Genomic DNA, 12,511 nt, shown 5'->3' with positions numbered 1-12,511 from the left:
TACATTCCCGATGCGATGGCGCCCTGGCGCTGCTGCACACCATAAGAAAGTAAAGGTGTACCCCCATGAAGAATTCGCTGATTGCTCTGGCCCTGGCCGCTGCCCTGCCGTTCACCGCCTCGGCTGCTGAGAACCTGTCGTACAACTACGCCGAAGCCGACTACGCCAAGACCGACATCGACGCGTTCAAGGCCGACGGCTGGGGCGTGAAGGGTTCGTACGGCTTCCTGCCGAACTTCCACGCTTTCGGTGAGTACAGCCGCCAGGAAATCGACCACACCAACATCAAGCTGGACCAGTGGAAGATCGGCGCCGGCTACAACGTTGAAATCGCCCCGACCACCGACTTCGTTGCCCGCGTTGCTTACCAGAAGCGCGACCAGAAGCACGGCCTGGACTTCAATGGCTACAGCGCTGAAGCCGGTATCCGCACCGCCTTCGGTGCCCACGCCGAAGTCTACGGCATGGTCGGCTACGAAGATTTCTCGAAGAAGCACGGCATCAATCCGGAAGGCCAGTGGTACGGCCGCCTGGGTGGTCAGGTCAAGCTGAACCAGAACTGGGGCCTGAACGGCGAGCTGAAGATGAACCGCGACGGCGACAAGGAATACACCGTCGGCCCGCGTTTCAGCTGGTAACTGCTTTCTCGGCGCGCCTGCGCGCTGAAGATGCCTCGACAGGCCCGGCTCATGCCGGGCCTGTTGCGTTGTGACGACCCGAAACCGCAGCTGAGCATGTTCCGGGGCCGCTGCTGCGTTGCAATAAATTGGATTCCGCTGCTTCCGGTGCGGGCCTACGGTGGGCACTTCGTACCGTCGGATCCATGTGATGCCGCCTGCCGTTCCCGCTCTGCCCCTTGATCAGCCCCGCCGCCTGGCAATGCTGGCGCCGCATCCCGTGCTGCGCCTGGGGGTGGAGGTGGTGCTGCGCCAGCACGGCGGCGTGCAGGTCTGCGGCAGCTTCACCCGCGAAGGTGATCTGCTCGACCTGCTGCATCGCTACCCCGGTGGCATCGACCTGTTGCTGATCGATCTGTTGGCACCGCGCGGACCCGAGCAGGGCCTGGCCCTGCTGCGGCTGTTGTCACGACGCTGGCCGCTGCTGCCGGTGCTGGTGCTGTCCGAACACTGCAATGCCAGCACGGTGACCATGGCGATGCAGGCCGGTGCGCGCGGGTTCCTGTCCAAGGGAACCACGCCGGAGATGCTGCGGCGCGCGGTGGATGTACTGGCCCGTGGCGGCCGCTTCGTGCCCCCGGAGTTGCGCACGCAGTTGAATCGATCGCGCATGCGGCGCACACCGGCGCCGGTGCTCACGCCCTTGAGCCGACGCGAGCGCGAGGTGCTCCGGCTGGTGCTGCAGGGCTGCACCACCGGCGAGGTGGCGCGGCGCTTCGGGCGCACGGCCAGTACGGTCAGCACGCAGAAGCGGACGGCCTACGAGAAGCTGGGTATCCACAGCGATGGGGAGCTGTTCCGCATCCGGCACCTGCTCGAATGCGGATGAGCGGGCTTACTCGCCCTGGTACTGCTTTTCTTCCACCAGGGCCGAACCGGCCACGCGGTTGATCTCGTTCTTCACCTGCACGCGCTCGCCATTGGTGCCATAGACACCGCGTGCCAGCTGGATGAAGGCATCGTCGAACGCCTGGGCCGCTTCCTTGTCGCGCAGCTGGTCCTGGATGTCCCACATGCGCTCGTTGATCACCTTCAGCTGCTGCTTCAGCACGGCCAGCGCCGGCTGTGCCTGCAGCTGCTGCTGCAGCAACGGCAGCAGGCCGTCCAGCTCAGTGCGCACGTTGCTCAGCTTGGCCGCATCGTCGATGCGCTCGGCCTTGATCTCGAGAATGGTGATCTTGTCGATCAGCTCGCCGATCGATACCGGGGTCAGGATGGCGTCCACGTGGTTGGTTCCTGGAAACAGGCCTGCATGATACCGCGCCCACCGCAGCGGGATTTACGCCGAATTTGCGCTGCGGGCCGGGCAGCACCCTCGATCCGTTACGCCGCTCCCTCCGACACTGCTGTCCCGGCGGCGTGACCGCCTTCGACGAGGAACACAGTGCAGTGAACAGCAAGGGGATGATGGCGGCGATGGTGGCCGCGCTGGCAGGAATGCTGGGTATCGGCAGCGCGCAGGCCCAGGTGCAGGTCAGTGGCAGTGCGGCATTGACCAGCGACTACGTGTGGCGCGGCAGCTCGCAGAGCGACGGCGACCCGGCGGTGCAGGCGGGCGCGAAGATCTTGGCCGCATCGGGCTGGTATGCCAGCGTGTGGGGCTCCAGCGTTTCGTTCAAGCCGGACAACGGCGCGCGCAGCGAGTTCGACCTGGTGGCGGGCTGGTCCGGTGCGCTGGCCCCGGACTGGACACTGGATGCCAACCTGACCCGATACGTGTACCCGGGTACCGGCCGCGCGCTGGACTGGACCGAACTCAATACCACCGTGACCTGGAAGCAGCGCACCTGGTTGCAGATCGCGCATTCCAACGACGCGCTGGCGGGCGGCCATCGCGGCACCTATGCCCAGCTGGGCGTGCGGGTACCGATGCACGAGCGCTTCCGCCTGGAAGCAGCGGTGGGCCAGTACTGGCTGGCCACCGCACAGGGGCCCGATTACCTGCATGGTCAGCTCAGTGCCATCGCCACGCTGGCCCCGGCATGGGAGCTGCGTGCCACCGTGCATGACACCGATAACGCGGCCAAGCGGCTGTTCCCGGGCAATGCCGGTGGGCGGTGGGAACTGGCGCTGCAGGGCAGCTTCTAGTTGGCAGCCGAGGCCTGGCGTGCACGCAGCGCGCCGGGCATCCACACCAGCAGGGCCAGCACGGCCACTGCAGCACCGGCTACACAAACCCCGGTCCAGCCGAAGCGCTGGTAGACCTGCGCCGACAGCAGCGAGCCCAGCGAACCGCCGATGAAGTAGCCGGTCATGTAGCCGGCATTGAGGCGGTTGCGCGCAGCCGGTTGCAGCGCATAGATCAGGTTCTGGTTGCTGACGTGCAGCAGCTGCGCGGCCAGGTCCAGCACCACCACGCCCACCAGCAGTGCCAGCAGCGAGTGCGCCGACAGCCCCAACGGCAGCCACGAGAGCAGCAACAGCACCAGCGCGATGGCGGTGGCGCGGCCGGTCTGGCCACGGTCGGACATGCGGCCGGCAAGGCCCGCAGCCAGCGTGCCGGCGGCACCGACCAGTCCGAACAGGCCGATGGTGGCGTCGCTGTAGGCGTAGGGCGGTTGTGCCAGCAGGAACGCCAGTGGCGTCCAGAAGATCGCGAACATGGCGAAGCTGCAGGCGCCCAGCAGGGTGCGCTGGCGCAGCGCCGGCTCCTGCACGAACAGCACGCCGATCGAGCGCAGCAACGCGAAATAGCCGAGGCCGGCGCTGTGGTGGAAGCGCGGCAGGCCGCGCTGCAATGCCAGTGCGGTCAGCACCAGGGTGCCGGCGGCGATCGCGTAAACCAGGCGCCAGTCGCCCAGGCTGGAAAGCAGGCCGGCCACGGTGCGTGCCAGCAGGATGCCCAGCAGCAGGCCGCTCATCAACGTGCCGACCACGCGACCGCGATGCTCCGGCGCTGCCAGCGTAGCGGCGAACGGCACCAGCACCTGTGCCACCACCGAAAACAGGCCGGTGATCGCGGTGCCCACCAGCAGCCAGGTCAGCGACGGCGCGCAGGCGCTGATCACCAGCCCGCCGGCGGACAACAGGCTCATCACCACGATCAGGCGGCGCCGTTCGAACAGGTCACCCAGCGGCACCAGCAGGATCAGTCCGGCGGCATAGCTCAGCTGTGCGGCAGTGACCACCATGCCGACCTGGCCGAACGGCACATCGAAGGCATCGGCGATGGTGTGCAGCAGCGGCTGCGCATAGTAGTTGCTGGCCACGGCCACGCCGGTGGCGACCGACATCAGCAGCACCTGCCAGCGGTGCAGAGGGGGGAGGGACGGGCTCACGCGGTGTTCCAGGAAGCGGGGGTGCACAGTGTCCGCCTGCTGCGATCATGATGGAAATGAATCATCATCATCCCTGTCATCTGAAAATAAGATGGTTGCGTGAATCTCAAGCAGCTCGAATTCGCCGTGGCGCTGGCCGAAGAGGGCAATTTCACCCGTGCCGCCGAGCGCTGCCACGTGGTGCAGTCCGCGCTCAGCCACCAGATCGCCCATCTTGAACAGGAACTGGGCACAACGCTGTTCGAGCGCCTGCCACGCCAGGTGCGGGCCACCGCCGCCGGCGAGGCGTTGCTGGTGCACGCACGCCAGGTGCTGGCCAGCCTGCGCCATTTGCGCGCCGACGTGGCCGCGGTCAGTGGCGAGGTGCGTGGTCTGCTGGCGATCGGGCAGATCTCCTCGCTGACCGATATCGATGTGGTGGCGATGCTGGCAGCCTTCCAGCAGGCGCACCCGCAGGTGGAGTTCCAGCTGCGGGTCGACAAGAGCGAGGACCTGATCGCGCAGGTGCAGTCGCGCGACCTGGATGTGGCGCTGGTCGGGTTGTCACCCTCGGCGGGGCTGGACGGGGTCTGCCACCAGATGCTGCAGGAAGAAGACCTGGTGGCGGTGCTGGCGCCGTCGCACCGCTTGGCCCGGTGCAAGCGGCTGCCATTGACCGAACTGCAGGACGAGGCGCTGGTCGACTTCCCGCGCGGCACCGGTGCACGCCGCCAGACCGACGATGCCTTCGCCGCCGCTGGCCTGCCGCATACGGTGCGCTTCGAGGTCAATCTGATGGAACTGATCGAGCGCTTCGTCCGCCATGGGCTGGCGGTTGGCATCGTGCCAGCGTTGATCGCCGACGGGTTCCAGGGCGTGGTACAGATTCCGCTGCAGCCGACCCCGACCCGCCGCGTGCACCTGGTCTGGCAGCGGCTGCCGACGCCGGCGGCGCGGGCGTTCGTCGAAGCCGTGCTCAGCCGCGCAGGCGCAGGCTCAGGCCCTTGAGGAAATTGCGCAGCATCTGGTCCAGGCAGCGCCGGTAATTGGTGTGCCCGGGCTGGCGGAACAAGGCGCCCACTTCCGACTTGGAGACGTTGAAACCGGCGCTGGCGAAGATCTCCATCAGATCGACGTCGCGCAGCTGGAAGGCGACGCGCAGCTTCTTCAGCACCAGGTTGTTGTCGATGCGGGTTTCCACCGCACGCTGCGGCTGGCTCTCGTCGCGACCGCGCAGGTGCACGATCAGGCCGTCGAGGAAGTGCGCCAGCGCGCTGTCGCTCATCGCTTCGAAACCGGCTTCGTCCTCGCGGCGCAGCCAGGCCTTCACCTGCTCGGGGTCCACGGCGAAGGCCGGATCGGCCATCTGGCACAGGGTCACCACGTGGTGGTCGCCCAGGTCCAGGGAGTAGCGCACGCTGCGCAGGACATCGTTGTTGATCATGGCCCAATTGTACCGGTCGCCCCGACAAGTGGGGTCGCAGCCGGGAGGCAGATCCCTTTGCGGAGCAAAGGGATCTGACCCCGGATCTGGCTGATCCGGCAACACAGAGACCAACCGACGGTGCCAGAATGGGGGTCTGGTTTTCCCCTGGAGTTGCCTGATGACCCGCACTGTCCTGATTACCGGCGCCACGTCCGGCTTCGGCGCCGCCGCCGTCCACCGCTTCGCCCAGGCGGGCTGGAAGGTGATCGCCACCGGCCGCCGCGGCGAACGCCTGCAGCCGCTGGTCGAGCGCTACGGCAAGGACGTGGTGCATGCGGCCGCCTTCGACATCCGCGATCCGGTGGCGATGGAAGCGGCGCTGCTGGCATTGCCGCCGGCGTTTGGCGAGATCGATCTGCTGGTCAACAACGCTGGTCTGGCGCAGGGCACCGCACCGGCACAGAGCGCCAAGCTGTCGGACTGGACCACGATGATCGACACCAACATCACCGCGCTGGTGACGCTGACCCACCGCCTGCTGCCGCAGCTGGTGGAGCGCAAGGGCGCGATCATCAACATTTCGTCGGTGGCCGGCGTCTACCCGTATCCGGGTGGCAATGCCTACGGTGGCACCAAGGCTTTCGTCAGCCAGTTCTCGCTGGGCCTGCGTTCGGACCTGCATGGCACCGGCGTGCGCGTGACCACGATCGAGCCGGGCATGGCCGAAACCGAATTCACCGTGGTGCGTACCCATGGCGACCAGGCGGCGTCGGACAAGCTCTATACCGGCGCCAACCCGATGACCGCTGAAGACATCGCCGAGCAGATCTTCTGGGTGGCCAGCCTGCCGCCGCACCTGAACATCAATCGCCTGGAACTGATGCCGGTCAGCCAGTCCTTCGCCGGTTTCCAGGTCGCCCGCGAAGGCTGACTTGCGCCGTGCGTCCTGTAGAGCCGTGCCCATGCTCGGCTGCTTTGAACGGCAGTCGAGCATGGCTCGACGCTACAGAAGCAAAAAAAAGCCGGGCAATGCCCGGCTTTTTCATTCACAGCGGCAGACTTACTGTGCCTTGATCGCCATCGCCTGCAGGCCGGTGCCATCCAGCTTCTGCTTCGCTTCAGACAGTTCGCCCGCGCTGCCGTACGGCCCCATGCGCACGCGGTACACGGTCTTGCCGTTGATCTGCGCCGATTCCACGCGTGCCGCCAGGCCCATCATGGCCAGCTTGGCCTTGGTCGCTTCGGCATCGCCGGAAGCACCGAACGCACCTGCCTGCAGGATGTAGCGGGCGTTGTCGGCGGCCGCCGGTGCAGCAGCGGCCGGGGCACTGGCCGCGGTCGGCGGGGTTTCCGCACGTGCTGCCGGAGTGGCAGCGGCGGTGCTGGTCGACGCCGTCGAAGCGCTGGCCGGCGGCGTTGCCGCAGCCGGGCGTTCGCTCAGCGGTGCCGGCAGCGGACGGCTGGTGGCGGTTACCGGTGCGGTGCTGGCCACGCTGGCGGTGGCCGTCGGTGCCGGCGCAGCGGCGGCGGCCGGAACCGGCTTGCCTTCCAAAGCGGCCTGCGCGCGCTGCGCTTCGGCCTTGGCCCGGCGCTGCTCTTCGGCACGCGCGCTGGCGGCCAGTTCGGCGTCGGACATTTCAACTTCCTTGCCCGGCAGCAGGGTGTAGAAGTCGTACTGGGTGGCGGCCGGCTTTTCCGGTTCAGCCGGCTTCGGCGTGGCCGGCTGCGCGGCCGGCTGGGTGCCGACATCGCTGTCGGCATCCGCGACCGGGGCCGGCTGTGCGTTCGGGTTCGGCTGCGGACCGGCGCGCAGGAAGCCATCGCCTTCGCCCTTGAACAGGTTCGGCGCCGCCAGGAACACCACGGCCGCAATCGCCACGCCAGCGACCAGCCACACCCATCCGGGTGTGCCCTGGCTGCTGCTGTTGCGTCGTGCCTGGTTTTTGCCGCGTCGTGCTGCCATGTGTACTGCGTCTCCTGATGCTTACATTTTTTCCGGGGCGCTGACGCCCAGGAGTTCGAGGCCGTTGGCCAGCACCTGGCGCGCGGCGCAGGCCAGGGTCAGCTTGGCGTTGCGATCGGCGGCGTCTTCCACCAGCACCGGCGTCCCGTGATACCACGTGTGGAACGCGTGCGCCAATTCACGCAGGTACTGCGCCACCAGATGCGGTTCCAGCGCCACGCCGGCCGCCTCCACCACTTCCGGGTACCGCGAGATCTCGTTCATCAGCAGCAGCGAAGCGTCGTCGGCCAGACGGCCAAGGTTGGCCAGGCCGTTGCCCTGTTCGTACACCAGGCCCTTCTCCTGCGCCTGGCGCAGCAGGCTGCAGACGCGGGCGTGCGCATACTGCACGTAGAACACCGGGTTGTCGTTGCTCTGCTGGCGGGCCAGGTCGATGTCGAAGGTCAGCTGCGAATCGGGCTTGCGCGCGATCAGGAACCAACGGGTGGCATCGCGGCCGGCTTCCTCGATCAGGTCGCGCAGGGTGAAGTAGCTGCCGGCACGCTTGGACAGCTTCACTTCCTCGCCGCCACGCATGACGGTGACCATCTGGTGCAGCACGTATTCCGGCCAGCCCTGCGGGATGCCCACTTCCATCGCCTGCAGGCCGGCGCGCACGCGTGCCAGCGAGCCATGGTGGTCGGCACCCAGCTCGGTGATCGCGCGCTCGTAGCCGCGCTGCCACTTGGACAGGTGGTAGGCCACGTCCGGCACGAAGTAGGTGAAGGTGCCGTCGGACTTGCGCATCACGCGGTCCTTGTCGTCACCGAAGTCGGTGCTGCGCAGCCACAGCGCGCCACCTTCCTCATAGGTGTGGCCGGACGCCTGCAGCTTGGCAACCGCTTCGGCGACCTTGCCGTCGGCGTACAGCGAGCTTTCCAGGAAGTAGATGTCGAAGTCGACGCCGAACGCGGCCAGGTCCAGGTTCTGCTCGTTGCGCAGGTAGGCCACGGCGAAGCGGCGGATTGCCTGCATGTCGTCCGGGTCCTTGGCGCCGACCACGGTGCTGCCTTCCAGGTCGACGCTGGCGCCGGCCATGTAGGCGCGGGCGACGTCGGCGATGTATTCACCGCGGTAGCCACCTTCCGGCCAGCCATCCTGGTCCGGCGCGATGCCCTTGATCCGCGCCTGGGTGGACAGCGCCAGGTTCTCGATCTGTACGCCGGCGTCGTTGTAGTAGAACTCACGCTTGGCGTTCCAGCCGTTGGCATCGAGCACGCGGGCCACGCAGTCGCCAATCGCCGCCGCGCGGCCATGGCCGACATGCAGCGGGCCGGTCGGGTTGGCCGACACGTACTCCACGCCCACCGTGCGGCCATTGCCGGACAGGTTGCGACCGTAGTCGTGGGCTTCCTTGATGACCGAGGCGGCTTCGCGCTGGTACGCGGCCGGGGCCAGGTGGAAGTTGATGAAGCCGGGGCCGGCGATCTCGACCTTGCTGACGTCCTCGCTGCGCGGCAGCGCCTCGACCAATGCCTGTGCCAGTGCGCGCGGATTGCTGCGCGCGGCCTTGGCCAGCAGCATCGCGGCGTTGGTGGCGAAGTCGCCGTGGTCGCGGGTCTTCGGGCGCTCGACCACGAAGTCCGGCGGCAGGGAGTCGGCGGGCAGGGTGCCATTGGCGCGCAAGGCTTCGATGCCTTGGCTGATCAGGGCGCGGAGGAGATTTTTCACGAGGCCTGCTGTGAGAATGAGCGGCGGAATCGCCCATTTTAGCGCAGATACCAGCGGCCACGCTGACCGAAACCTGCCTGTGGGGGCGGCCGATGGCGCCCGAAGGGGCCGCGCTCAGCCGAACAGGCGTGGCTGGGGTGGGGACAGCAGGCCCCGTTCAGCAAACGAAACGGGGCGGCCCTCGCCGACCACGAAGTGGTCCAGCAGGCGCACGTCCACCATCGCCAGCGCCTGCTGCAGTTCGTCGGTGATGCGGGTATCGGCGCTGGAGGGTTCCGGGTCGCCGGAGGGGTGGTTGTGGCTGAGGATCACCGCCGCCGCGTTGTGCAGCAGGGCGCGCCGCACCACCTCGCGGGGGTAGACCGGGGCGGCGTTGATGGTGCCGTGGAACAGTTCCTCGCAGGCGATCAGGCGGTGGCGGTTGTCCAGGAACAGCGCCATGAAGATTTCCCGGGCCTGCCCGCGCAGGCGGTGCTGAAGGTAGCGGCCGACCGCGGCCGGGTTGTTGCCGACCGCTTCGCCGTGCTCCAGCTCCGCCGCCAGGTAGCGGTGGGCCAGTTCCAGCCCGGCGGCCAACGTACAGCTGCGCGCCGGGCCGAGCCCGGGCAAGCGGGCGAGCTCCCGTGCGGGGCGATCGAGAAGTACCCGCAACGGTCCATGCGCCTGCAGCAGGTCGCGCGCGGTCTGCACGGCATCGCGGCCACCGAACCCGGAGCCGAGGAACAACGCCAGCAGTTCGGCGTCGGAAAGTGACGTGGGCCCGCGCGCGATCAACTTCTCGCGGGGGCGTTCCTGTTCGGGCCAGTCGTGGATGGGCATGCCTGCATCATCGCCAGCCCGGACGGCGGCTCCCATCGGTGCACACCGCAGCACCGGGTCGGGCGATGCCTCACCCGCGCCGGGTCTGCAGGTAGTCGAACAGTTCCTGGTTGTTCTGCAGGCCCAGCTTGCGCTTGGCTTCGGCCTTCTGCCGGCTGATGGTCTTCGGGCTGCGCCCACAGCGCTCGGCGACTTCGTTCACGTTGAGACCAGCCGCCAGCAGCTCCAGCACTTCCTGTTCACGTGCCGACAGCGGTGCCGGTTCGCGCGGAAACAGCAGGTCGCGCGCCTGCAGGTGGTGGCGCAGCTGCTGGGAGACGAATACCTGCCCGGCCAGCGCGGCGTTCAGCGCCTGCGGCAGTTCGGCGAAATCGGCGCACTTGTCGACCAGGCCGCTGATGCCCTCCCGCAGCAGTCCGTCCAGCAGGCCGGGATGTCGGGCGCCGGTCAGCACCACCACCGGCAGGCCAGGGCGGCGCATGCGCAGCGCGTCGATCAGCTCCGGACCGTCCGGGCCGGCACCCGGCATCGACAGGTCGGTCAGCACTGCATCGCAGTCGTGGTGGTCCACCAGCTCCAGCAGCTGGGCACCGTCACGTGCACTGCCGACGATGTCCATCAGGTGGGTCTGCAGCACGATACGGATGCCATGCAGGACCACGGGATGGTCGTCGGCGATGATGATGCGTGGATGCACGCGGCTCCTTGAAGGTCGAACAGGCCACGGTGAGCGACAGCCAACGCCTGATTCTGCAAAAGAGCAGGGCCGCAGAGGTATAGGAAAGGTCCGAAACCGATACCCGGCAAACTCCGGGTCAAGCACAGCGCGCTCCATCTGCTGATAGCTGTCAGCTATGTGCACCCTGCACCGGGACATTACCGACCATCGGGTAAGCTAGCGCCCTCGTTTGCACAGGAATTCCAGGTGGCTGACTCCCCCAACGCTTCCCCCGCGCCGGCCCGCGCGCTGGAAGGTCAGAAACTGCTGTTGTGCGTCGGCGGCGGGATCGCAGCGTACAAGGCGCTGGAACTGGTGCGGCGCCTGCGCGACGCCGGTGCCCAGGTGCAGGTGGCGATGACCGCCGGTGCCCAGCAGTTCGTCACTCCGCTCAGCTTCCAGGCCCTGTCCGGGCAGCCGACCCGCACCACGTTGTGGGACAGCGCCGCCGAACAGGCCATGGGCCACATCGAGCTGGCGCGCTGGGCCGACCGCATCGTGGTTGCCCCTGGTACCGCCGATCTGTTGGCTCGGCTGGCCCAGGGCCACGCCGATGACCTGGTCAGCACATTGTGCCTGGCCAGCACTGCGCCGTTGACGATCTGCCCGGCGATGAACCACCGCATGTGGCTGCATCCGGCCACCCAGGCCAACATCGCCCTGCTGCGCCAGCGCGGCGCGCAGGTGATCGGCCCGGTCGACGGTCCGCTGGCCGAAGGCGAGTCCGGTCCGGGTCGTCTGGCCGAGCCCGGCGACATCGTGGCCGCGCTGGCCGCCAATGGCAGCAGCGCCGCGACCGTTGCCGCGCCGGAAACCCGCGCGCTGCAGGGCCTGCGCCTGCTGATCAGCGCCGGTCCGACCTATGAAGACATCGATCCGGTGCGCTACGTCGGCAACCGCAGCAGCGGCAAGATGGGCTTTGCCCTGGCCGCGGCCGCCGCGACGATGGGCGCCCAGGTGGTGCTGGTCAGCGGCCCCGTACAGCTGCCGACGCCACCCGGCGTGCAGCGTGTGGACGTGCGCTCGGCCGCGCAGATGCGCGATGCCGTGCTGAAGTCGCTGCCGGCCGACATCTATATCGGTGCCGCAGCGGTGTCCGACTACACGCCACGCCAGGTGGCGCCGCAGAAGCTGAAGAAGACCGCCGAGAGCCAGTCGCTGGTGATCGAGCTGGTGCGCACGCCGGACATCCTTGCCGAAGTTGCCGCGCAGACGCAGTCACTGAAGCTGGTGGTCGGCTTTGCCGCCGAAACCCACGACGTGGAGAAATATGCACGTGGCAAGCTGGTCGACAAGCGCCTGGACCTGGTGATCGCCAACCAGGTCGGCATCAGCGGCGGCGGTTTCGAGAGCGACAACAATGCCGCCACGGCCTTCTGGCAGGACGGTGAACAGGTATTCCCGGCCACCTCCAAGCGTGAGCTGGCCGAACAACTGCTGGCGCTGATCGCGCGGAGACTCCAGGCATGACCCAGGCTTTCACTTCCCAACCGCTGCAGGTCAAGCTGCTCGATCCGCGCTTCGGCGACAGCTGGCCGCTGCCGGCCTACGCCACCGAAGCCAGCGCCGGCATGGACCTGCGCGCGGCGCTGGATACCGCGCTGACCCTGCAGCCGGGCGACACCGCGCTGGTGCCCAGCGGCCTGGCCATCCACATTGCCGACCCGAACCTGTGCGCGGTGATCCTGCCGCGCTCGGGGCTGGGCCATCGCCATGGCATCGTGCTCGGCAATGGCACCGGTCTGATCGACGCCGACTACCAGGGCCCGCTGCTGATCAGCGTCTGGAACCGTGGCCGCGAGGCCTTCACCATCGAGCCGGGTGATCGCATCGCGCAGCTGGTGGTGGTGCCGATTGCCCGCGTCAGCCTGCAGGTGGTGGATACTTTCACCGACAGCGTGCGGGGAACGGGTGGATTCGGCCATACCGGGGTGCGTTGAC

14 protein-coding genes are annotated in these 12,511 nt (G+C 67.7%); 7 read left to right on the top strand and 7 right to left on the bottom strand.

Features of this window, described 5'->3' with window-relative positions; all coding sequences use genetic code 11:
- The first annotated feature begins 65 nt into the window (after positions 1 to 65).
- Positions 66 to 638 carry an OmpO family porin gene (locus ACJ7C5_RS14875; RefSeq protein WP_032130335.1) on the top strand — a complete coding sequence of 191 codons (573 nt, stop codon included), beginning with the start codon at positions 66 to 68 and terminating at the stop codon, positions 636 to 638.
- A 190-nt stretch (positions 639 to 828) separates the two neighbouring features.
- Entirely contained in the window at positions 829 to 1,506 is a 678-nt protein-coding gene (locus tag ACJ7C5_RS14870) for a response regulator transcription factor (RefSeq protein ID WP_088023542.1), read from the top strand.
- 6 nt (positions 1,507 to 1,512) lie between these two features.
- On the opposite strand, the gene ACJ7C5_RS14865 is transcribed toward ACJ7C5_RS14870, so the two are convergent.
- Complete coding sequence (locus ACJ7C5_RS14865) at positions 1,513 to 1,902, bottom strand: DUF6165 family protein (protein WP_088023545.1); 390 nt, start codon at positions 1,900 to 1,902, stop codon at positions 1,513 to 1,515.
- A 164-nt stretch (positions 1,903 to 2,066) separates the two neighbouring features.
- Between ACJ7C5_RS14865 and ACJ7C5_RS14860 the strand changes: the two genes are divergently transcribed.
- Complete coding sequence (locus ACJ7C5_RS14860) at positions 2,067 to 2,765, top strand: TorF family putative porin (protein ID WP_412704318.1); 699 nt, start codon at positions 2,067 to 2,069, stop codon at positions 2,763 to 2,765.
- Here the strand turns inward: ACJ7C5_RS14860 and ACJ7C5_RS14855 are convergent.
- Positions 2,762 to 3,955: an MFS transporter gene (locus ACJ7C5_RS14855; protein ID WP_412704317.1), complete on the bottom strand. Its 1,194-nt coding sequence runs from the start codon at positions 3,953 to 3,955 to the stop codon at positions 2,762 to 2,764. The genes ACJ7C5_RS14860 and ACJ7C5_RS14855 overlap by 4 nt on opposite strands.
- A 99-nt stretch (positions 3,956 to 4,054) precedes the next feature.
- Here ACJ7C5_RS14855 and ACJ7C5_RS14850 point away from each other — a divergent pair, with 99 nt between their 5' ends.
- Complete coding sequence (locus tag ACJ7C5_RS14850) at positions 4,055 to 4,942, top strand: LysR family transcriptional regulator (protein WP_412704316.1); 888 nt, start codon at positions 4,055 to 4,057, stop codon at positions 4,940 to 4,942.
- Here ACJ7C5_RS14850 and ACJ7C5_RS14845 read toward each other — a convergent pair.
- Complete coding sequence (locus ACJ7C5_RS14845; RefSeq protein ID WP_005411992.1) at positions 4,911 to 5,378, bottom strand: YehS family protein; 468 nt, start codon at positions 5,376 to 5,378, stop codon at positions 4,911 to 4,913. The genes ACJ7C5_RS14850 and ACJ7C5_RS14845 overlap by 32 nt on opposite strands.
- Before the next feature lie 160 nt (positions 5,379 to 5,538).
- Between ACJ7C5_RS14845 and ACJ7C5_RS14840 the strand changes: the two genes are divergently transcribed.
- Complete coding sequence (locus ACJ7C5_RS14840; RefSeq protein WP_019337645.1) at positions 5,539 to 6,291, top strand: SDR family NAD(P)-dependent oxidoreductase; 753 nt, start codon at positions 5,539 to 5,541, stop codon at positions 6,289 to 6,291.
- A gap of 129 nt (positions 6,292 to 6,420) precedes the next feature.
- On the opposite strand, the gene ACJ7C5_RS14835 is transcribed toward ACJ7C5_RS14840, so the two are convergent.
- From ACJ7C5_RS14835 to ACJ7C5_RS14820, 4 genes are all read right to left on the bottom strand, one after another.
- Positions 6,421 to 7,323 (bottom strand): SPOR domain-containing protein, encoded by a 903-nt coding sequence (locus ACJ7C5_RS14835; RefSeq protein WP_094002351.1) that lies wholly within the window; start codon positions 7,321 to 7,323, stop codon positions 6,421 to 6,423.
- A 21-nt stretch (positions 7,324 to 7,344) separates the two neighbouring features.
- Positions 7,345 to 9,033: an arginine--tRNA ligase gene (gene argS, locus ACJ7C5_RS14830; protein ID WP_012478915.1), complete on the bottom strand. Its 1,689-nt coding sequence runs from the start codon at positions 9,031 to 9,033 to the stop codon at positions 7,345 to 7,347.
- 114 nt (positions 9,034 to 9,147) lie between these two features.
- On the bottom strand, positions 9,148 to 9,852 hold the full coding sequence (radC, locus tag ACJ7C5_RS14825) for a RadC family protein (RefSeq protein ID WP_049448728.1): 705 nt from the start codon (positions 9,850 to 9,852) through the stop codon (positions 9,148 to 9,150).
- Positions 9,853 to 9,922: 70 nt separating this feature from the next.
- Positions 9,923 to 10,549 carry a response regulator gene (locus ACJ7C5_RS14820; RefSeq protein ID WP_125428704.1) on the bottom strand — a complete coding sequence of 209 codons (627 nt, stop codon included), beginning with the start codon at positions 10,547 to 10,549 and terminating at the stop codon, positions 9,923 to 9,925.
- A 228-nt stretch (positions 10,550 to 10,777) separates the two neighbouring features.
- Between ACJ7C5_RS14820 and coaBC the strand changes: the two genes are divergently transcribed.
- Together coaBC and dut are read left to right on the top strand one after the other, a co-directional pair.
- Positions 10,778 to 12,040 carry a bifunctional phosphopantothenoylcysteine decarboxylase/phosphopantothenate--cysteine ligase CoaBC gene (gene coaBC / locus ACJ7C5_RS14815; RefSeq protein WP_094002354.1) on the top strand — a complete coding sequence of 421 codons (1,263 nt, stop codon included), beginning with the start codon at positions 10,778 to 10,780 and terminating at the stop codon, positions 12,038 to 12,040.
- A complete protein-coding gene (dut, locus tag ACJ7C5_RS14810) occupies positions 12,037 to 12,510 on the top strand; it encodes a dUTP diphosphatase (protein WP_021204751.1) in 474 nt (157 codons plus the stop codon). The genes coaBC and dut overlap by 4 nt, the downstream gene beginning before the upstream one ends.
- The last annotated feature ends 1 nt before the right edge of the window (position 12,511 follow it).

This window comes from Nocardiopsis yanglingensis (assembly GCF_045809185.1).
In the GTDB taxonomy this organism is placed as follows: Bacteria; Pseudomonadota; Gammaproteobacteria; order Xanthomonadales; family Xanthomonadaceae; genus Stenotrophomonas; species Stenotrophomonas yanglingensis.
Note: the sequence above shows the minus strand (reverse complement) of the source record. Positions and strands in the feature narration are given on the sequence as shown.